The organism is Streptomyces sp. NPDC048255 (genome assembly GCF_040652415.1).
Classification (GTDB): domain Bacteria; phylum Actinomycetota; class Actinomycetes; order Streptomycetales; family Streptomycetaceae; genus Streptomyces.
The window spans coordinates 1-20,772 of sequence record NZ_JBEZMA010000067.1 but is presented as its reverse complement, the minus strand read 5'-3'; the positions used below and the strand labels follow the sequence as shown (position 1 = coordinate 20,772).

The 20,772-nt window shown below is 70.5% G+C and carries 17 protein-coding genes; 11 read left to right on the top strand and 6 right to left on the bottom strand.

Going from position 1 to position 20,772, the window contains the following annotated elements; translation table 11 throughout:
* Positions 1-10 precede the first annotated feature (10 nt).
* Positions 11-385, bottom strand: a complete 375-nt coding sequence (locus AB0D94_RS32695; RefSeq protein WP_362059597.1) for a hypothetical protein — start codon at positions 383-385, stop codon at positions 11-13.
* A 364-nt stretch (positions 386-749) separates the two neighbouring features.
* Here AB0D94_RS32695 and AB0D94_RS32690 point away from each other — a divergent pair, with 364 nt between their 5' ends.
* Positions 750-926, top strand: a complete 177-nt coding sequence (locus AB0D94_RS32690; protein WP_362059594.1) for a hypothetical protein — start codon at positions 750-752, stop codon at positions 924-926.
* Positions 923-1,084 (top strand): hypothetical protein, encoded by a 162-nt coding sequence (locus tag AB0D94_RS32685; protein ID WP_362059591.1) that lies wholly within the window; start codon positions 923-925, stop codon positions 1,082-1,084. Before AB0D94_RS32690 ends, AB0D94_RS32685 begins: the two co-directional genes overlap by 4 nt.
* Before the next feature lie 48 nt (positions 1,085-1,132).
* Here the strand turns inward: AB0D94_RS32685 and AB0D94_RS32680 are convergent, their stop codons facing one another.
* Entirely contained in the window at positions 1,133-1,723 is a 591-nt protein-coding gene (locus tag AB0D94_RS32680; protein WP_362059588.1) for a TetR family transcriptional regulator, read from the bottom strand.
* A gap of 31 nt (positions 1,724-1,754) precedes the next feature.
* Positions 1,755-3,248 (bottom strand): FAD-dependent monooxygenase, encoded by a 1,494-nt coding sequence (locus AB0D94_RS32675; RefSeq protein WP_362059585.1) that lies wholly within the window; start codon positions 3,246-3,248, stop codon positions 1,755-1,757.
* Between the two features lie 241 nt (positions 3,249-3,489).
* Here AB0D94_RS32675 and AB0D94_RS32670 point away from each other — a divergent pair, with 241 nt between their 5' ends.
* From AB0D94_RS32670 to AB0D94_RS32650, 5 genes are all read left to right on the top strand, one after another.
* Positions 3,490-4,104, top strand: coding sequence for a hypothetical protein (locus AB0D94_RS32670; protein ID WP_362059582.1), 615 nt, complete (start codon positions 3,490-3,492; stop codon positions 4,102-4,104).
* A gap of 61 nt (positions 4,105-4,165) precedes the next feature.
* Positions 4,166-6,226, top strand: a complete 2,061-nt coding sequence (locus AB0D94_RS32665) for a flotillin family protein (protein ID WP_362059579.1) — start codon at positions 4,166-4,168, stop codon at positions 6,224-6,226.
* A gap of 97 nt (positions 6,227-6,323) precedes the next feature.
* The gene (locus AB0D94_RS32660; RefSeq protein ID WP_362059576.1) at positions 6,324-11,183 is read left to right on the top strand and encodes a DNA repair ATPase; all 4,860 of its coding nucleotides are present in this window, start codon (positions 6,324-6,326) and stop codon (positions 11,181-11,183) included.
* A gap of 405 nt (positions 11,184-11,588) precedes the next feature.
* The gene (locus AB0D94_RS32655; protein ID WP_362059573.1) at positions 11,589-11,804 is read left to right on the top strand and encodes a hypothetical protein; all 216 of its coding nucleotides are present in this window, start codon (positions 11,589-11,591) and stop codon (positions 11,802-11,804) included.
* Positions 11,801-13,639 (top strand): glycoside hydrolase family 15 protein, encoded by a 1,839-nt coding sequence (locus AB0D94_RS32650; RefSeq protein ID WP_362059570.1) that lies wholly within the window; start codon positions 11,801-11,803, stop codon positions 13,637-13,639. The genes AB0D94_RS32655 and AB0D94_RS32650 overlap by 4 nt, the downstream gene beginning before the upstream one ends.
* A 208-nt stretch (positions 13,640-13,847) precedes the next feature.
* On the opposite strand, the gene AB0D94_RS32645 is transcribed toward AB0D94_RS32650, so the two are convergent.
* Positions 13,848-14,063, bottom strand: coding sequence for a hypothetical protein (locus AB0D94_RS32645; RefSeq protein ID WP_362059567.1), 216 nt, complete (start codon positions 14,061-14,063; stop codon positions 13,848-13,850).
* Positions 14,064-14,453: 390 nt separating this feature from the next.
* Here AB0D94_RS32645 and AB0D94_RS32640 point away from each other — a divergent pair, with 390 nt between their 5' ends.
* Both AB0D94_RS32640 and nhaA read left to right on the top strand, forming a co-directional pair.
* Positions 14,454-15,995, top strand: a complete 1,542-nt coding sequence (locus tag AB0D94_RS32640) for an alanine/glycine:cation symporter family protein (RefSeq protein ID WP_362059564.1) — start codon at positions 14,454-14,456, stop codon at positions 15,993-15,995.
* Between the two features lie 253 nt (positions 15,996-16,248).
* Complete coding sequence (nhaA, locus tag AB0D94_RS32635) at positions 16,249-17,547, top strand: Na+/H+ antiporter NhaA (protein WP_362059561.1); 1,299 nt, start codon at positions 16,249-16,251, stop codon at positions 17,545-17,547.
* 253 nt (positions 17,548-17,800) lie between these two features.
* On the opposite strand, the gene AB0D94_RS32630 is transcribed toward nhaA, so the two are convergent.
* Together AB0D94_RS32630 and AB0D94_RS32625 are read right to left on the bottom strand one after the other, a co-directional pair.
* Positions 17,801-18,103 (bottom strand): DUF3040 domain-containing protein, encoded by a 303-nt coding sequence (locus AB0D94_RS32630; protein WP_362059558.1) that lies wholly within the window; start codon positions 18,101-18,103, stop codon positions 17,801-17,803.
* Positions 18,104-18,342: 239 nt separating this feature from the next.
* A complete protein-coding gene (locus tag AB0D94_RS32625; RefSeq protein WP_362059555.1) occupies positions 18,343-18,918 on the bottom strand; it encodes a TerD family protein in 576 nt (191 codons plus the stop codon).
* A gap of 299 nt (positions 18,919-19,217) precedes the next feature.
* Here AB0D94_RS32625 and AB0D94_RS32620 point away from each other — a divergent pair, with 299 nt between their 5' ends.
* On the top strand, positions 19,218-19,619 hold the full coding sequence (locus AB0D94_RS32620; RefSeq protein ID WP_362059552.1) for a BlaI/MecI/CopY family transcriptional regulator: 402 nt from the start codon (positions 19,218-19,220) through the stop codon (positions 19,617-19,619).
* Positions 19,620-19,624: 5 nt separating this feature from the next.
* Positions 19,625-20,557, top strand: coding sequence for a M56 family metallopeptidase (locus AB0D94_RS32615; protein ID WP_362059549.1), 933 nt, complete (start codon positions 19,625-19,627; stop codon positions 20,555-20,557).
* Positions 20,558-20,772 lie beyond the last annotated feature (215 nt).

The window sequence follows — 20,772 nt, the reverse complement described above, 5'->3', positions numbered from 1 at the left end:
TGTACGTCCCCTAAAGACCGTTGAGCTTCGACTGCGAGCCGATCGGCCGGAACTGGTCACCCAGGCCGATGTCGTTGCGCATGAAAAGACCGGAGGCTCCACGCAGGGCGCCCTTCTCGGAAGCCAGCCGGCCCATCAGGGTCTTCACCTGCTGGTCCCAGGTGTCGGCCACCTTCTTCACGCCTGCGGCGGTGTCCCAGCCCTCGAAGCCCTTGACGGCCGTGTTCGTCGCCTCGTCGGCGTGCTCCGTGGCCTTCTTGGTGTTCGGCTCCAGCTCGGTCTCGATCGTGTTCGCCGCCGCGGCCTTCTCCGCCGGCGTCGACCCGAAGGTCCCACCGCCGGGAGCGAAGGGCGGCCCCGGCGGTGGCGCACCGTTCAACCGCATCTCCGCCTGCTGATCACCCGCGCCCGGGACCGACTCCGCCCGCGTCCGATCAAAATCCCCCGCCATGCCGTGACCTCCCCGTCGACTTCTCTTGATCATAGGCATGGCATATGCACATGAACCAGGGAGCGAGCGGGCTTCTGAATCGGCCTCCCTCGGCTCGGCCCTTCGAGACCCGTGAACGAAGGCGTCCATGGTCAGCTTCTTCTCGGCGGCTGGCAGTGTGACGGTGCAGGAGGTGCCGTCCTTGCAGGAGGTGTCGCCCGACACGCCGCCCGCCCAGGTGTTCCGCCCTGTACCCCCGCCCCGCCGCATGGGAACCTGGAGAGCCATAGCCCACCCCTCCCTGCCAGGAGACACCCCTATGACCCGCCGTTCCCGGACCGGGCCGGTCTCACCGCTCTTCGTCTTCGGCGCCGTACTGACGGCTGCCGGCGCGGCGATGTACATGCTCCCCGGCCCCGGTCTGGCGCTCCTCGCCCTCGGGGCCCTCGCCCTGGCAGCCGTGGCGGCGGTGTGGGTATCCGCCCGACAACGTTGATCACGAGGCCGGGGCATCGGCACCCTCACCACCGCGGCATCAAGCGCCCCGGCCAGGACTTCACCTACGCCACCGCCGAGACGGTGGTCGAGAAGCGCGACGTCATCATCGTCACCGGCCGGACCCGCGCCGTCGAGGCCTTCGCCGAGCTCAGCTGATCCGCTGCCTTGGGCCTGCCAGGAGGGCAGGGCATCTCCCGGCACCCGTCATGCTGGGCGCAGGGCGCGGAACGCCTCCTTGACCAAGGCGGGCAGGTCGAGGGCGCCGTCGCTTTCGACCCAGGCGGCCAGGGCGGTGGTCACGGCGGCGAGGGTCGCCGCCGCCACGACGCGGGTGGAGAGGTCGCTCTCGTCGGGGTTGCGTGATCGGAGCGCTTCGGCGAAGAGCCGCTGCGTGGCGTACTGGTTGTCCCAGGTGCGAGCGCGCAGGGCCGGCGTTTCGAGGATGAGCCGGGTGCGGACGAGCAGGGCGTCCTTGCCGGTGGCGTACACCGCCTCCAGCCCCTGGCTCAGGGCGTTCCGGAGAGCGGTGAGGCTGTCCTCGTGCGGCGGTCGCTCCTGGATGAGCCGGGCGATCAGCGGGTCGTAGTCGTCGGACTCGACGACCGCTTCCTTGGTGGGGAAGTGCCGGAAGAACGTCATGTGGGAGACCCCGGCCGCGGCGGAGATCTCCTCGACGGTGGTGTTCTGGTACCCCTGGGCCAGGAACAGGCGCAAGGCCTGCTCCTGGATCGTCCGGCGGGTCTGCGCCTTCTTCCGTTCACGCAGCCCCGGAGTCGGCGTGGGGGACGTACTCATGGGGTCTACCGCCTCCGGGCGTTCTCGATGCTCACTGCCTTGTGCCGATGTCGAGTATGCGGGCCAGCGCCTCGTGCAGGGCGGCCGGCGATGTTCCGCGCCAGGCCAGGTGGGCGTCGGGTCGTACCAGCATGGTGTGCCGACGGCTCTCCGGCACGGTGAGCGTGGTGACGCGGTCCGCGCCGAGGTGGCGGCGGGCGACCGCCTCGTGGTCGGCGGAGCCAGCTCCGGGCGTGAGCAGGGCCCAGCCCGCGCGAAGCTCCTCGTAGAGGCAGGTGGCGGTGCCGTCCCGGCGGATGCAGGCGCGGTCGGGTACGCGGTCGCCGGGCCACGGGGCGGAGCCGGGGAGGTGACGGCCGGACCCGAGCGGGCCCTGGCGGTAGGTGAGGGTCAGCTGGGAGGACTTCTCCCAGAGCCGGCGCTGCACAAGGGGCCGGTTCAGCAGGGGGACGAAGACGTGATCGCGCAAGGCCCGCTCCCATGCGGTCTGTCCGAGGACCATGCCGGTCATGGCGCTGGTGGATGCCAGTACCTCGCGGGCGATGGGCCTGCGTTCGGCCGCGTAGGTGTCGAGCAGGCCGTCACCGCAGCGGCCGGCGGCGACCAGGGCGAGCTTCCAGGCCAGGTTCTCGGCGTCACCCAGGCCGGTGTTCATTCCTTGGCCGCCGAAGGGGCTGTGGATGTGGGCGGCGTCGCCGGCGAGCAGGATCCGGCCCTGGCGGTAGGACGAGGCCAGGCGCCGGTGGATGCGGAACGTGGAGGTCCACAGGACCTCGCGCACGGCGCCGGCGGGAATGCCCGCCTCGCGCAGGAGCAGCTCCGCCAGCGCCGGCATCGGATCTGCGGCGGATCCGGCCGGCGCGGGCGCCATCAGCCGCCACACGTCCTCGCCCGGGAGCGGAAACGCCCCGAGCATCGTGTCTCCGTGCAGCCAGACCGCGACCGTGTCCCTGGGGATCGGCAGACGGGCCGTCACATCGGCGAGCAGGAATCGTTCGACGACAGGCGCACCCGGGAAGCCGATGCCGGCGGCCTTGCGTACGCGGCTGTGCGCACCGTCGCATCCCACCAGCCAGTCGGCCTGCTGCTCGCCATCGGCGAAGTGGAGGGCGACCCGGTCGGTGGTCTGGCGTACGTCCAACAGCTCGCGACTCCATTCGACCTCGACGCCGAGTCCGGCCAGGCGGTCTCGGAGCCGGGCCTCGACCTCGGCCTGGGACATCAGCAAGCCGGGCCTGGCCACCAGTTTCGTGGGCTGCCCCACAGCGAGCCGTGCCAAGGGCCGGCCGTCGACGTACGTGACGACGTGCGCGATCCGCACCGACCGCTCGGGCAGGTCGCCGAGCGCCCCGAGGCGGTCGAGGACCTCCGCCCCGCGAGGCTGCAGACCCAGGGCCCGCGACGTCACCGCCGGCCCAGGCGCCTTGTCCAGCACCCGGACGAAGACTCCCGCCGCGCGCAGTCCGCAGGCCGCGGCCAGTCCCGTCGGCCCGGCCCCGACGATCACGACCGTCGTTGAGGGCATGACCCACCGCCTTTCGTTAGTGACTAACTTACGTTAGTCACTAACATTGCTCCACACTACCCGACACCACGTCGGCGGCGTCAAAGGGGCGTAAAGATTGCCGATCACCGGCAATGTGGACGGGCCTACATGAAGGGCAGGATGGGCTGAGGCCGGAGGGGGTGCGAACCCTGTGCCGGAGACCGGAAACCGGTATTCCCGATGGGGGTGCCCGGCCGTGACGCCGTGGGAGGGGTGACGCGTGGACGAGTTCATCGCTGCCGCACTCGGTTTCCCCACCGTGCTGTTCACCGCGGCCCTCGTTGTCGCCCTCGGGTTCTGGCTGCTGGTGCTGTGCGGGGCCGCGGATCACGACGGCTTCGACACCGATGCCGGTGGCGGCGCCCTGGGTATCGGCGGTGTGCCCGTCACGGCGTCCGCCTCGCTCCTGGTCGCCGTGGCCTGGTTCACGAGCCTCTGCGGGGCGGTGCTTCTTGCCCGGACGGGGTGGCCTGGCACCTTGGTCCATGTCCTCGGCGCTGTCCTGATGTTCGCTTCGCTGTTCTTGTCGTGGCGCGTGACGCGCGTGCTCGTACGGCCACTGACCAAACTCTTCCCCGACGAACCCGGGCCGTCCCGGCTGGACTTCGTCGGCCTGACCTGCGTCATCCGCACGGGGCGGGTGGACGCGGGCTTCGGCCAGGCCGAGGTCGCGGCCGAGGACGGCTCCACGGCGCTCGTCCAGGTCCGCCAGCACGGCAGTGATCCGCTGGTGCTCGGCAGTACCGCGCTGCTCTACGCGTACGACGACGCAGGCGAGTTCTTCTGGGTCGCGCCCTTCAGTGCTCTCGATGGGCTGCTCGACCCGCGCGGCTGATCAGCCGCTCCTTCCAGCCCTCCGGGCTTCTCAGATTCGACTTCTCACGTGGGGACTCCTCATGGATGCCATCTCATTGGGCTTCGGCACGCTCGTCATCGTCGTTCTCGTCCTCGCGGTCGCCGCACTGCTCGTCGTGACCCGGCTCTTCCGCAAGGTCGAACAGGGCAAGGCGCTGATCGTCTCCAAGATGCGGAAGGTCGACGTCACCTTCACCGGCCAGGTCGTGCTGCCCGTGCTGCACAAGGCCGAGGTCATGGACATCTCGGTGAAGACCATCGAGATCTCCCGGACCGGCCGCGACGGGCTCATCTGCAAGGACAACATCCGCGCAGACATCCGCATCTCGTTCTTCGTCCGCGTCAACAAGACCGTCGAGGACGTCATCAAGGTCGCCCAGGCCATCGGCACTCAGCGGGCCTCGGACAAGGAGACCCTGCAGGAGCTGTTCAACGCCAAGTTCTCCGAGGCGCTCAAGACCGTCGGCAAGCAGCTCGACTTCACCGACCTCTACACGATGCGCAACGAACTGCGCGACCGGATCATCCACGTCATCGGCACCGATCTGAACGGCTACAGCCTGGAGGATGCGGCGATCGACTACCTGGAGCAGACCCCGCTCTCCCAGCTGGACGCCGGCAACATCCTGGACGCCCAGGGCATCCGGAAGATCACCGAACTGACAGCGGTCGAGAGCGTCCGCACCAACGAGTTCCGCCAGCACGAGCAGAAGGAGCTCACCCGGCAGAACGTGGACGCCCGGGAAGCGATCCTGGAGCTTGAGCGCCGCCAGGCGGACGCCGAGAGCAAGCAGCGCCGTGAGATCGAGACCGTCCGGGCAAGGGAGGAGGCGGAAACCGCCCGGGTGGTGGAGGAGGAGCGGCTGCGGGCGCAGAGCGCCTTCCTGAAGACGGAGGAGCAGCTCGGCATCCAGCGCGAGAACCAGGCCCGTGAGGTGGCCGTCGCACAGAAGAACCGCGAGCGGGTCATCGCCGTCGAGAACGAGCGGATCGAGAAGGACCGCCTGCTGGAGGTCATCGCGCGGGAGCGGGAGACCCAGCTGACACGGATCGCCGCCGACAAGGAGGTCGAGACCGAGAAGCGGGACATCGCCGAGGTTGTGCGCGAGCGCGTCGCGGTGGACCGTACGGTCGCCGAGCAGGAGGAGTCCATCAAGCGGCTGCGCGCCGTCGAGGAGGCCGAGCGCGACCGGCAGACCATCGTCATCGCGGCCGAGGCGCAGGCACAGGAGCGGCTGGTCAAGGACATCAAGGCCGCGGAGGCCGCAGAGCAAGCGGCGGTGCACCGGGCGGCGGAGGAGCTCACCCTCGCGGAGGCCCGGAACAAGACCGCCGACCTGGACGCCCGCGCCAAGATCCGCCTTGCCGAGGGCATCCAGGCCGAGGCCGCCGCCGAGGGCCTGGCGGCCGTCGCCGTACGGGAGAAGGAGGCGGACGCGATCGAGAAGGCCGGCCGCGCGGAGGCCGGGGCCACGACGGCGCGGCTGAAGGCGGAGGCGGACGGTGCCCGCGAGATGGCGCTGGCCGAGGCGGTCGCCATCGGCGAGAAGCTGAAGGCGGAGGCCGAGGGCCTGACCGAGAAGGCGGCGGCCATGGCCGCCCTCGACGAGGCCTCGCGCGGGCACGAGGAGTACCGACTGCGGCTGGAGGCGGAGAAGGAGATCCGGCTCGCCGGGCTGGATGCGCAGCGGCAGGTGGCGGAGGCTCAGGCCACCGTGCTGGCGACGGGGCTGGAGAGCGCCGACATCAGCATCATCGGCGGCGAGTCCGCGTTCTTCGACCGGATCGTCGGGGCGATGTCGATGGGCCGGGCGGTGGACGGGTTCATGGAGAACTCGCAGACCGCGCAGGCGCTGGCCGGGCCCTGGCTGGACGGCTCCGGCTCCTTCACCGAGGACCTCACGAAGGTGCTGGGCTCGGTGTCGACCTCCGACGTGCAGAACCTGACGGTCTCGGCCCTGCTCATGAAGCTCATGCCGACCGGATCAGGGCAGCTGGACGAACTGATGGCCAAGGCACGTCAGCTGGGGCTGGCCGACCTGCCGGTATCCGCACTCGCCGGGCAGAAGGGCGCCGTCCTCAACGGCACCGCCAAGAGCTGACCGCCACGGGGGTGCGGTCAACGGTTGCGGAGCCGCCGAGGAGGGGATGGCGGCTCCGCAACCGCACACCATCTTGTACACGAGGGAGCTGGAGCACATGACCACGGCCACGGCGATGGACGCGGGGACGTACGAGGTGCTGCGCGACCGGCTCGCGACGCAGGCCCGCGAGCTGGCCCGGCGCACCGAGGGCCTCAACACCGCCCGGATCGCTGAATTCGGCGCTGCCGGGCTCACCCTCACGGGCTCCGAGCGCCTGAGCACCGAGGACAACCGGACACCGCGCGACATCGTCGCCGTCGGCGAGCTGCTGCTCTTCGGTTACAACGGCTCCTCCGGCCAGGGGCCCGAGAAGTCCGTCGGGGACGTACTGGCCCTGTACGACCGTGACCTGAACCCGCTCCCCGACAGCGCGGCGCCCGGCCTCCTCGACGCCCCCGGCTTCATCCGGGAGTTCGGCGCGCTGCACCGCTACTACCAGGGTGCGAGGCTGCTCCAGCTCCGCCGCGTCGACGGCAAGCTGCTCGCCGTCTTCCAGACCGGAGAGCAGGCCGAGGACATCCGCGTCCTGCGCTGGTCCCTCACCCCGGGCGGCGAGGCACGGTTCCTGGACGCCCAGGGCGAGCGCGACCACGTGTTCCCGCCCACCCACGACGTCGAGTGGCGGGAGACCACCCGGGACGACCACGTCCTGGGCCGCCACCCGCACACCTCCATCGACGGGCGGCTCTTCGTCTCGACGGTCGGCGGCGCGCTCACCGTCAAGACCGAGAACGACACCGAGACCGGCGAGGGCATCCACCGCGAGCCGGTGGACGAGCCGCTCCAGTCGCTCGCGGACGCGGAGGTGGCGTTCGCCACCGTGGGCACGCTGATCCTGCTCCGGATCCGCCCGTACAAGGAGGAGACCCGGCGGCACCTGGTCTTCAACACCGTCACGAACTCGGTCGTCCGCCTCGACGGCGTCGGCCAGTCCTGCCGCCGGCTGCCGGACGACGAGGGCATCGTCTTCCCCGGCGGCTACTGCCTCGCCTCCGGCCTGGTGAAGACCTTCGACACGGACACGGCGGACCTGGAATTCGAGCGGGCCGTGCATTCCCCCAATGGCGAGGACGTGCTCTTCGCGTTCCACGCCCGCGCCGAGGGACGCGGCCTGCTGCTGCCCTACAACCTGATCCGCAAAGACGTCGCCACCCCGATCGGCTGCCACGGCCACGCCCTCTTCGACGACGGAACCCTCGTTGTCCTGCGTGCCCACGCCGCCGAGCCCGCCCGTATGCACCCCGTGCAGATCTGGCACACCCCCTACACCTCCGACACTCACCCCACCTCCTCGGGCGACGGACCGCTCGCCCGGATCGGCAACGCCGACCTGGTCCGGGGCATCGCCGACTGCCTGTCCATCGCCCGGCAGGCCGCCGAGACCGCAGCCGCGCCCACCGGGACGGTGTACGAGACGCTGCTCGCTGCCTGCGTCCGGGCGGCCGACCGGTTCCCCTGGCTCGGTGACGCGGAGACCGGGGATCTGTACGGCCCCCTGGAAGAGGTCCGGTCCACCGCCGCGCAGGTACTGGAGGAGTTCGAGGGCGTCCAGGTCCTCACCCGACAGGCTGCCGACGCCCTCGCGGAAGCCGCTCAGTCGATCGCCCGGCTGGTCCGCCGAATCCGCGGCGAGGCCCCGGCCACCGCCGAGGAGTGGATCGAGCGCATCACCGAGCTGCGCCGGGCGCAGGGCCATTTGGTCACCTTGAAGGAGATGCGGTACGCGGATACCGAAGGCATCGAGTCCCTGGCGGCGAACGTGGAGGGCGACATCGCCTCCGCGGCCCAGCGCGCCGTGGCCTTCCTGCACCGCGAGGACGCCTTCACCGCCTATCGCGCCGAGGCCGAGCAGCTCACCGCCGACGCCGAGGCGATCGCCACCGTCGCTGAGGCCGCCCCCGTGGAGGAGCGGTTGGAGGAGCGGACCTTCGGCCTCCAGACCCTCGCCGAGGTCGTCGCGAGCCTGGACGTCGGTGACGCGACCGTACGCACCACCATCCTGGAGCGGATCGCCGAGGTCCTCGGGTCCGTGAACCGGGCCCGCGCCACCCTCGCCGCCCGCCGCGGCGAGCTCCTCGACCGGGAAGGGCGGGCCGAGTTCGCGGCCGAGTCCGCGCTGCTGGGCCAGTCCGTCACCGGCGCGCTGGCCGCGGCCACCACGCCCGAGGACTGCGAAACCCAGCTCGCCCGCCTCCTGCTCCGGCTGGAGAACCTGGAGTCGCGCTTCGCCGAGCACGACGGCTTCCTCGCCCAGATCGCGGAGAAGCGGACCGAGGTCCACGACGCCTTCTCGGCACGCCGCCAGACCCTCCAGGACGCCCGCGCCCGGCGCGCCGAGGCCCTGGCCGACTCCGCGCGCCGAGTGCTGGAGACCGTCACCCGCAGGGCGTCGGCCCTGGAGGGCCTCGACGAGGTCAACACGTACTTCGCCTCCGACCCGATGGCGGCCAAGGTCCGGCGCACGGCGGACGAGCTGCGCGCATTGGGCGACCAGGTACGGGCGGAGGAACTGGACGGCCGCCTGTTGGCCGCCCGGCAGGAAGCCGGACGTGCACTGCGTGACCGCAGCGAGCTGTTCGAAGCCGACGGCAGGACGATCCGTCTGGGCCGCCACCGCTTCGCCGTCGCCAGCCAGGCCCCCGAGCTGACACTCGTACCGCACCCGGACGGCCTGGCATTCGCTCTGACCGGCACCGACTACCGCCGCCCCGTCACCGACCCGGAGTTCGCCGCAAGCCGGCCTTACTGGGCCCGGACACTGCCCTCCGAGTCGCCCGAGGTGTACCGCGCCGAGTACCTGGCCGCACGGCTGCTGGCCGAGCACGGAGCCGAGACGCTCACCGACGCCGACCTGGAGGCGCTCGTACAGCGTGCCGCCGAAGCCGCGTACGACGAGGGATACGAACGCGGAGTCCACGACCACGACGCAACTGCGATCCTGCGCGTGCTGCTGCGGCTGCACGAGAGCGCCGGGCTGCTGCGCTACCCGCCGCACGAAAGGGCCACGGCCGCGCTGCACTGGGCCCACGGCACGACGGAGCAGGAGCGTGACTCCTTCACCCGCCGTGCCGTGTCCCTCGCCCGGGCCCGCGACACGTTCGGACTCGCGCCCGCCATCAGCGCTCTCCAGGATGAACTGGCCCAAGCGATCAACTTGTTCACGACCGGCGCTGCCGACCCGGCACGCGCCGCCGAGTACCTCTTCGAAGAGCTGACGTCGACACCGATCGGATTCGCGGTATCCACCGCCGCCCGCACTCTCCTGGACAAGTTCCGGCGCAGCGTGGGCACCTCACCGTACGACGAGGACCTCGCGGCCCTCCCGGACATGACGGCACGGCGGCAGCTCGTCGAGGGCTGGCTCACCTCCTACGCAGCCGCATCCGGCGAGGACATCGACGAAGGCGACATCGCCGAGGCCACCGCCGTCGAACTGTGCCCCGCACTGGACCGCTACGAGGCCAGCGGCAACACCACGGCCACCGTCTCCGGTCTGCTCGGCGCCCACCCGCGCATCAGGGAACGCTCCCTCGTCCTGCGCCTGGACGACTTCCTCGCCCGCACCGCGGACTTCGCCGAATACGACGTCCCGGGCTTCCGCGCCTACCAGCGGCAGCGCAGCGCCCTCGCCACGACCGAGCGCGAGCAGCTGCGGATCGACGACTACCGGCCCCGGGTCATGTCCTCCTTCGTCCGCAACCGCCTGGTCGACGAGGTCTACCTCCCCCTCATCGGTGACAACCTCGCCAGACAATTGGGGGCGGCCGGGGACGCGAAGCGTACCGACAGCAGCGGTCTGCTGCTGCTCCTGTCGCCGCCCGGCTACGGCAAGACGACGCTCGTGGAGTACGTCGCCGAACGGCTCGGCCTGCTCTTCGTCAAGATCGACGGCCCCTCCCTCGGGCACGACACCACTTCGCTCGACCCGGAGGCTGCCCCGAACACCACCGCGCGCCGAGAACTGGAGAAGATCGCCTTCGCCCTGGAGGCGGGCAACAACGTCCTGCTCTACCTGGACGACATCCAGCACACCTCACCGGAACTGCTCCAGAAGTTCATCCCCCTGTGCGACACGACCCGCACACTGGGCGGCCACGACCTGCGCGGCAAACGCTTCGCCGTCTGCATGGCCGGCAACCCGTACACCGAATCCGGGCAGCGCTTCCGCGTCCCCGACATGCTCGCCAACCGCGCCGACGTGTGGAACCTCGGCGACGTGCTGACCGGCAAGGAGGGTGCCTTCGCCCTGAGCTTCGTCGAGAACGCCCTCACCTCGAACGCGGTCCTCGCCCCGCTGGCCGGACGCGACCGCGCCGACCTGGAGCTCCTCGTACGGCTGGCCGCCGGCGACCCCACTGCCCGCCAGGACCGCCTCACCCACCCGTATCCGCCGGCGGAACTGGACCGGATCCTCGCCGTACTGCGCCACCTCCTCACCGCTCGGGAGACGGTCCTCGCCGTGAACGACGCCTACATCGCCTCGGCGGCCCAGAGCGAGGCGAGCCGCACCGAACCGCCCTTCCAGCTCCAGGGCTCCTACCGCAACATGAACAAGATCGCGGCCCGCATCTCGCCTGCCATGAACGACGCCGAGCTGACAGCCGTGATCGAGGACCACTACACGTCAGAGGCCCAGACCCTCACCACCGGAGCCGAGGCCAACCTCCTCAAGCTGGGCGTACTGCGCAGCACTCTCACCCCGCAACAGGCAGCCCGCTGGACCGAGATCACCACCTCCCACGTCCGCGCCCAAGCCCTCGGCACCGCCGACGACGACCCGCTCAGCCGGGCGGTCGCCGCCCTCGGCCTGCTCGCCGACCGTGTGGCCGCCGTGGAGAGCGCCATCACCCGCGCCACGGACCCCCGCCACCGGTCCGCCCGCCCGGTCGGGCGGCATGCAGCCCGGGACGAGTAGGGGACGGCAAGCCGAGAGGGCGCGTCGTCCTATTCTTCCCGGATTGCCGGGTTCAGCCTGGTTCATAAGCCGGCCCAGCATGCCCTCGATGGCCCACCGGGGTGCGGGGTCCACGACCAGCCCGTCGGGCACCGGTCTTGTTCCCGCACATGAACCTGGCATGGGCCGCGCGGCGGCAGCGGCACCTGCTGGCCATCGCCCGGGCTCTCGCCGAGCCCGCCCACAGCGCCTTGTGAATCGCTTTCGCCTGCCTCCGCTCTCCGGGGTCTAACCCGACGGGTCGCGGGTAGTCGCGGGGAGTGAAGGGTCTCGAACGATACGAGGGGTGGGGTCGACGGCGCACGGCCCGGGTAGCCGGAGGCGGCTGACCTGCCCCCACCATCGGAGAACCCAGGAGGACGAGCCATGAACACACAGCTGATCGGCATCCTGGCAGGGGTCGAGCAGCATCCTGAGGCGCTCCGGCACCGAGTGCCGTCCACGACGGTGGAAACAGCGGGCGACCTCAGTTCGACCCTCGTCTTCCCGGTCCCGCTGGGAGTCCTCCGGCTCTCCGACGCCCTGCCCCCCGCCGACCGCCGCGTCACCCTACGCACGAGGCGGAGCGGACACCGCCGATGAGCGGCTGGCGCCCGCTGCCCCCGGCCGGGCGAGAACCGCCGATCGAGGACCACGGGCTCATCGGCGACGGGAGCACCTGCGCCCTGGTCGGCCGGGACGGGTCGATCGCCTTCCTGTGCGTGCCGCGGTTCGACTCGCCGCCCTTGCTGTGCCCCTTGTTGGACCCGGACCGTGGCGGCGGCTTCCGGCTGGCGGTCGCCGGCGCCACCCACAGCCGGCAGCGCTACTTGACGGGCACAGGTGTCCTGGTCACGGAGATCAGATCGCCCGACGGGACCGTCGAGATCACGGACGGCATGGTTCTGAAGCACGGCGCGGTGCTGGAGGAGGATTCCCCTGCCGGCACGGGCACCCTGATCCGTCTCGTACGAGTCCTTCACGGCCGACCGAACGTCTCCGTGTACTTCGAGCCACGGGGCGGGGCAGCGGTGACCGGCTCGGCCGGTGAGCTGCGGCTGCGGTGTCCTCAGCAGGGGTTGGACGCCGTTCTGCGCTGCTCCCGCCCGCTGCCTCGCCAGCACGGAGTTCGCCTTGGGGAAGGAGAGCGTCTGTGGGTCGCACTCCAGTGGCGGCCGGGGGCGCGTGCACCAGGGGACGAGGCCGGCGACCCGCTCGCCGAGACGGTCCGGCTTTGGCGGGCCTGGTCAGGCCACCTCGTCCAGGACGTGCCCCATCGGCAACTCGTCCACCGATCGGCCATCACCCTGAAGCTGCTGGACCACTTCGCGAACGGCGCCATCGTGGCCTCCGCGACGTCCTCGCTGCCCGAGAGGATCGGGGGTGACCGCAACTGGGACTACCGGTACTCCTGGGTCCGGGACGCGGCCTACACGGTCTTCGCTCTGCGCAGGATCGGGCTGCCCATGGAAGCCGGCGGCTTCCTGACCTGGGTCCTGGATGCCGTACACGCCTCCGGGGGGCCACGCGTCGTCTACGACATCGACGGGCGTCCCGCACCCCGGGAGGTCATCGACCCCGAGCTGGCGGGCTACCGCGGATCAGCCCCGGTGCGCTGGGGCAACGACGCCGCCCGCCAGAGCCAGCACGACGTCTACGGGGAGGTCCTGGACTGCGCCTTCCAGTGGGCGGCCACGGGCGGGGCCATCGATCCCGGTTTGTGGGACCGGCTGACCTCGCTCGCGGAGGCCGCACGCACCGCATGGGCCAGGCCCGACCACGGCATCTGGGAGGTCCGGTCGTCACCACGGCCGTTCACCTATTCGGCGGCCATGTGCCAGGTGGCTCTGGACCGTGCCGCACGCCTGTCCCGCCGGCTGGGACTTCCCGGCGACGCTGAAGGGTGGGAGGGGGACGCCCGGGCCATCACCCGCCACATCCTGGAGACCGCCTGGGATCCGGCGCAGCGGGCCCTCACCGAACACCTTGCCCCGGGCGGGGGTCTTGACGCCTCGCTGCTCGCGCTGCCCCTACGGCGCGTCCTGCCCGCCGACCACCCGATGATGGTGGCGACGTGCCGGGCGGTCGCCGAGCGGTTGGACGCGGGCGGCGGGCTCCTCTACCGCTATCTGCCCGAGGAATCCCCGGACGGAGTGGGAGGACCGGAAGGCGCCTTTCTCCTGTGTTCCTTCTGGCTGGCGGACAACCTCGTCGGACAGGGCCGCGTCGGGGAGGCCGTGGAACTGTTCGACCGGCTGTGCACGTACTCGAACGAACTGGGCCTCCTGCCGGAGCAACTGGCGCCTGGCGACGGGACGTTCCTCGGGAACTTCCCGCAAGGCCTCAGTCACGTGGGGCTCATATCCTCGGCGGTACTCATCGCACGTACGGCGCACGGTCTCATTCCCGAACTGTCCACTCATGCCTGGTTCCCGTGACGGGCTGGCAACGGTCCGTTCACAGCTCGGCAGGGCAGGCCCCGAGGTTGCGGCCAGGGGCGCCGTCGGGCGCGGAAGTGACGCCACGCGTGAAACGTCGTGGCAGAAAAGGCACTACCGCCTCCCGCCCTCCCCCTCCCCTCCACCGCCATGACGTCAGGGCGGGACGCACGGCGCTGAACACGTCGTCGACCAGATCAGCACGTCCTCAGCGCCGCGCTTTCCACCCAGGCGCGAGTGCCGTCGCCACCGCGCCGAAGCCGGCGGCCCGGCGGCGCAGCGGCAGGTGGGAGGCCGGCCGCCATGGCACCGTCATGACCAGCCGACTGAGATCACCGTGGCGCGTGGGGTGGCACAGGGTCTGGAACACGTCCCGCAGGACGACCGACACGAGGGCCGCGCCCGCGAAATTCATCCGGATCAATCCCCGCAATCGCCTCCTCAGCCCACGACGGGGAGCCCTCACGGGCGATCACCCCTCACATGCCGTGTTCGCTCAGGAAAACCTCAGATCCGGATAACGATCGCATCACCGGCCCTGGGATTCGAGCCCCCGAATCCCCCGACAGTGATCTGCATCACTAAAGATTCCGTAAAGGGCGTGCTATGAATGCGCCACTCCGCTTCGGCACCACCCCTCGCCGGACCACGGAGTGCCGGCTCGCACCGGCTTTGCACGGCCAGGGAGGGCCACGGTCCGAGTCCGCGGACCGGGACGCCCAGGGTCGCCGATCGGACATCGGCGTTTGCTCAAAGCCCGCATTCATACCGTCGCACCGCACTGCGCCGGTTCTGCGCATCGAGGTAAAGCCAGATGTCACTCGACACCATCACCAACTCCGTGGACGAAGCCGTCAGCGGATTCTTCGAGCCCATCGCCAAGTGGCTCGGGGACGTCGTCTTCTACTCCGTCCCGGTGGGCGGTACTCAGATCCCGCTGATCGTCGCCTGGCTGGTCGTCGCCGGCCTCGTCTTCTCCGGCTGGTTCGGGCTGGTCCAGATACGCAAGTTCCGCCTCGCGGTGGACGTCGTGCGCGGCAAGTACGACGAGAAGGGCTCGGCCGGCGAGGTCAACCACTTCCAGGCGCTGACGGCCGCCGTCTCCGGCACGGTCGGTCTGGGCAACATCGCCGGTGTCGCCGTCGCCGTCTCCATCGGCGGCCCGGGCGCGACGTTCTGGATGATCCTCTGCGGTCTGCTGGGCATGGCGACGAAGTTCGTCGAGGTGACCCTGGGCGTGAAGTACCGAGAGGTGCACGCCGACGGAACCGTCTCCGGCGGCCCGATGCACTACCTGCCCAAGGGCCTGGCCGAGCGCTTCGGCGCCCGGGGCAAGACCCTCGGCAAGGTCCTGGCGGTCCTCGCCTCCGCCATGATCCTCTTCTTCGGCCTGTTCGGCGGCAACCTCTTCCAGGTCAACCAGTCCTACGCCCAGCTGGTCTCCGTCACCGGCGGCGAGGACGGCCTGGTCGGCTCCTCGGCCGGCGCCCTGTTCTTCGGCATCCTGATCGCCGCGATCGTCGGCATCGTGCTCCTCGGCGGCATCCGCTCCATCGCCTCGGTCACCAGCAGGCTGGTCCCCGCGATGGCGGGCATCTACATCGCCGCGTGCCTGGTCGTCATCCTGGTCAACGTCTCCGCGGTTCCCGCGGCGATCTCCACGATCTTCGAGGGTGCCTTCAACCCGCAGGGTGTCGCCGGTGGTGTTCTCGGCGCTCTGATCATCGGCTTCAAGCGGGCCGCGTTCTCCAACGAGGCCGGTCTCGGCTCCGCGCCGATCGCGCACTCCGCGGTCAAGACCAAGCACCCCGCCAGCGAGGGTCTGGTCGCCCTGCTGGAGCCGTTCATCGACACGGTCGTCATCTGCACCATGACCGCGCTGACGATCGTGATCGCGAACCCCGCCAGCTGGGCCGAGGCGCGCGCCGGTGAGTCCATCGGCGGCGTCACGATCACCTCCGACGCCTTCGGCACGGTCCTGCCCTGGTTCCCGTACATCCTCACCATCGCAGTGATGCTGTTCGCCATCTCCACCGTGCTGACCTGGGGCTACTACGGCCTCAAGGCCTGGTCCCACCTCTTCGGCCGCAGCAAGACCAGCGAGACGATCTACAAGGTGCTCTACACCCTGTTCGCCGTCGCCGGCTCCCTGCTCACGCTCCAGACCCTGATCGACATGGCCGACGCGGTGCTCTTCATGCTCGCCGTCATCAACATCATCGGCCTGTACCTGCTGGCGCCCGTGGTCAAGCGGGAGCTGAACACCTTCCTCGACTTCGTCCGCCGCCGCGACGCCGGCCAGGACACCGAAGCCGACGAGGACGAAGACCAGGAGCCGGTGAAGACCACCGTCTGACCGCCCCCGCGGCCCGGCTCCTCCGAGAGGGTCCGTACACACCTTGCGCCTTGGTGTGTACGGGCCCTCTCCCTTTACGTTTCAGCAGGTGAGAACCCATCTGGTGGGATCCGGGGATCGCCGATAGGGTGTAAAGAACGCGTCAATGAACTCGTCTTTCCTCACGAGTGGCGCGGGGTGTGCCGGGAAGTCTGGTCGGCGTCCTTGGGGCCGTGTGCCCATTTCCTGCCGACGCCCCGGAGGTACCCCCGCCATGACCGCACCGCGCCAGCGCACCCTGTTCGGGCTTCTGCCCTGGCCCGAGCGTCAAGCCGTCGCAGAAGCCCTGCGCACCGAGACCATCGGCGGCATGGTGCTGCTGGCCGCCGCAATGGTGGCGCTGGTCTGGTCGAACACCCCCTGGAGCGAGGCGTACGAGCAGATACGCGACTTCCACTTCGGCATACCCGCGCTCGGCCTGGACCTCTCCGTAGGGCACTGGACCGCCGACGGGCTCCTCGCCGTCTTCTTCCTCGTGGCCGGCATCGAACTCAAGCGTGAACTCGTCGTCGGCGAGCTGCGCACCCCCGCCACCGCCGCCCTCCCCGTCATCGCAGCGCTCTGCGGCATGGCCGTACCCGCCGCGCTGTACGCCGCAACTGCCGCGGCCGGAGGTGGCAGCCTGGACGGCTGGGCCGTCCCCATGGCCACCGACATCGCCTTCGCGCTGGCCGTCCTCGCGGTCATCTCCACTCACCTGCCCGCCGCCCTGCGGGCCTTCCTGCTCACCCTGGCCGTCGTCGACGACCTCGGCGCCATCCTGATCATCGCGGTCTTCTTCACCTCCGACCTGAACCTCTGGGCGCTCGGCGGGGCCTTCGCCGGACTGGTCGTCTTCTACCTCCTCCAGCGCTTCCGGGTCCGCGGCTGGTGGTGGTACGTACCGCTCGGCATCACGATCTGGGCCCTGATGTACAACAGCGGCATCCACGCCACCGTCGCCGGCGTCGCCATGGGCCTGATCCTGCGCACCACCCGTGACAAGGGCGAGGCCGCCTCTCCGGGAGCCCGCGTCTCGCACCTGGTGCACCCGTTCTCCGCAGGCGTCGCCGTGCCGCTCTTCGCTCTCTTCGCGGCCGGTGTCAGCCTCTCCGGGGATGCGCTGGCCGAGGTGTTCACCGGCCCCGAACCACTCGGCGTCGTCATCGGCCTCGTCGCCGGCAAGATCCTCGGCATCTTCCTCGGCACCTACCTCGCCGCCCGCTTCACCCGCGCCCAGCTCAACCCCGACCTCGCCTGGGCCGACGTCCTCGGCCTCTCCGTCCTGGCCGGCATCGGCTTCACCGTCGCCCTCCTCATCGGAGAACTGGCCTTCCCGGGCGCCGAAGTCGGCGAGCACGTCAAGGCCGCCGTCCTCATCGCCTCCCTCACCGCGGCCGTGCTCGCCGCTGTCCTGCTCCGGCGCCGGAACAAGATCTACCGGCGCCTGTACGAGGAAGAAACCCTCGACGCCGACGCCGACGGCATCCCCGACATCTACCAGCGCACCCCTGCGACCGGCGACAACGACTGATACGAAGGCGAGGGTCGGCGTACGCCCGCCCCCGGACTGAGCCTCGCGCGGCCGTGGGCGTCAGACGGTTTCGGCTGCCGTGAGAAGGCGTTCAAGCAGCTGCGTTGCCGTGATCACCCCGCGCAGCCGGCGTCGGCCTGGCCCGTGCTGGATCACGGCGACGAACGGGCTGCGCGTACTACCATGCCCGTCGCACCGAGGTACAACCACCGCCGTGGCACGTTCCCGTCCTGCTCGCCGACCGCGTCACCGGTCACCGTCCGGGGTCGAAGAGCACGGCCGCGGCGCGGCCGGGCGGTCGTCTGTCGTCCACGTCGGCCGATTGCGACGTCCCCTGGAGGGCAGCGGTGAGGAACAAGCCCAGCACGGAGACGACGAGGAAGATGATCCCGGCCACCACCCGCCAGTCACGACGCCGCCTGCTGTCGGGAGGGTCCCTGTCCTTGGCCGGACCGTCGGCGAACTGTTGGTTGAGCGCGTCCATCAGCGCGGCGAGGCCAGAGTCTTCCTCGGCCAGTCCTCGTTCGATCTCGGCGAGGATGCGCCGGTCATCCATCGGATGAGTCATACCGATCACCGCAATCGCTCGGACGGAGCCGGGGCACCCTCGCCCGTCACCGACGTACGGCGATTCCTACAGCGCGGCACCCGCTCCACCCATGCTGATTTTCCCACCAGACAGACGAACATTCCCCTCGAGAGCGTTCACGGGGGATCCCCCTGGAAGGGGCGTCGGGCAGTGCGCCTGCGGGCGGGAGGAGGGAGATCCGGCCCGCCCGCAGGGCATCCGGTGTGTCAGACGCCGACACCGAAGTCGGCGACGATGCCGGAGAGGCCGGAGGCGTAGCCCTGGCCGACCGCACGGAACTTCCACTCCGCACCGCTGCGGTACAGCTCGCCGAAGAGCATGGCGGTCTCGGTAGCGGCATCCTCGGAGAGGTCGTAGCGGGCGAGTTCGGCGCCACCGTCCTGGTTGACGACGCGGATGAAGGCGCCGCGCACCTGCCCGAAACTGTGGCCGCGGCTTTCGGCGTCGTGGATGGAGACGGGGAAGACGATCTTCGCGACGTCGGCGGGGACGGTGGCGAGGTTGACCTTGATGACCTCGTCGTCACCCTCGCCCTCGCCGGTGAGGTTGTCGCCGGTGTGCTCGACCGAGCCGTCAGGGCTCTTGAGGTTGTTGTAGAAGACGAAGTGCTGGTCGGAGGTGACCTTGCCGGACTCGCCGACCAGGATGGCGCTGGCGTCGAGGTCGTAGTCGGTGCCGGTGGTCGTGCGGACATCCCAGCCGAGGCCGACCAGGACGGCACTCAGGCCCGGGGCTTCCTTGCTCAGCGAGACGTTGCCGCCCTTGGACAGGCTCACACCCATGTCGCATCTCTTTCCCGTTGCGCGGGAGCCGGACAGAGACGTCTGGCTCTCCGAGTGGCAGAATCTGCAATCTACATCACTGTAGAAGTATCGGAGTCTGGCTCCCGCGCGGGGCGTCGGGTTTCGCGCGGCGACGCCTGGGGCGGCACTCGGCCGGTTGCGGGGGCCTGGCTGATTTCGCCCGCACGTGAGGGATCTCAGCATGAGGTGAACAGCAGCCGATGGGAAGATCGCAGGGTCGGTACGATGAACCGCCCCCGCCGCAGCGGCCGGGGACTGGGCGGCGGGAGGTTGACGGCATGACGGTCCAGAACAAGGGCGGCGCCGAACATTCCCGCAGGCGAGGCCAGGGTGAGCTGGAGACCCAGGTGCTGGCCGCACTCTGCCGGGCGCCAGGCCCGGCCACGGCCGGCTGGGTGCAGGAGCAGCTCGGCGGCAACCTCGCCTACACCACCGTCATGACCATCCTCACCCGCCTCCAGGTCAAGGGTGCGGTTGCCCGGGAGCGCGTGGGCCGGTCGTTCGAGTGGACTCCGGTGGCCGACGAATCCGGGCTGGCCGCGCTGCGGATGCGGAAGGTCCTGGACGGCGAAAGGGACCGGCAGGCCGTCCTGGCCAGCTTCGTCACCGCCCTGTCGCCCCGGGACGAGCAGCTGCTGCGGGATCTCCTGGCGCAGGCGTCGGGCGATGGGGAAGACTGACAGGTATGGGGGTATTCGTCTTCCTGCCGCTGGTGCTGCCCTTAAGCGCATGGCCGATCGCACGCCTGGCCGAACATCACCTTCACCCGCGTACCGCCACCTGGCTGCTGACCGGCGTCGCGACCGTGCTGGCGGTGTGCAGCACGCTGTGCCTGGCGCTGCTGATGGTGGTGGGCACCGCGCAGCTGCCCGGCAACCCGCTGCCGGACGGCTGGTCGGACCCCGAGGTACGCGAAGCGGTTCCATACGACGAGGTGGCGGGCAGGGCCGCCATTCCCGCCCTGCTCGCGGTCCTCGGATCCTGCACAGCGGCGGCATGGCGCCACCGCCGAGTGCGCCGGCGCAGCGTCCGGGCTCTCGCCGGGCTGCCCGCCACACCGGTGGCGGTCCTGCCCGACGATGTGCCGTACGCGTACGCGCTGCCGGGCGGACGTCGTGACCGCATCGTGGTGACCACGGGCATGCTGGCCGCGTTGACCTCGCGAGAGCGCCGGGCGTTGTTCGCACACGAGCGCGCACACCTGGCCAGCCGTCACCACCGTTTCCTGCTCGCGGTACAGCTCGCCGCCCGCGCCAATCCCTTCCTGCGGCCCTTGCGTTCCGCAGTCTCGTACACCGCCGAGCGGTGGGCGGACGAGGACGCCGCTGCCGCTGTCGGCAGCCGGCGCACGGTGGCGGTGGCCATTGGGAAGGCCGCGCTCATCAGCCGCGCCACGCCTCTCGCGACGCTCGCCGGACTCGCCGCTGCCGGGCCGGTGCCGCGCCGGGTCGCGGCCCTGCTGGGGCCGGCACCCGAAGGTCACAACTGGCCGCCGGCCTTCACGGGGGTGGGCCTGGCCGTGTGGGGGGCCGCGGCCGGCACCACCGTCTCGGCGCTGTCCTCGGCGAACTCCGCCGTGACCTTGTTCTTCATCCTCCACGCGGCGACCCCGCTGTAAGGAACATGGCGGTACGGCACCGGCCGGAAGCGGTACGCCTCGCCGCCTCGGCGTTGCCGAAGGGCGGCGAGACGGACGCGCGTGGGCTCAGCGGCGGGCCTGCCCCGCTCGGGCCGGGGGGCTAGGGGGTGTCCGGTGGATCATGGCCGGGCCCGGGTCGGCTGGCACCGCGGCTTGCCGCGTTGTCGTCGGTCGCCGACGCTCCGCGTCGACTC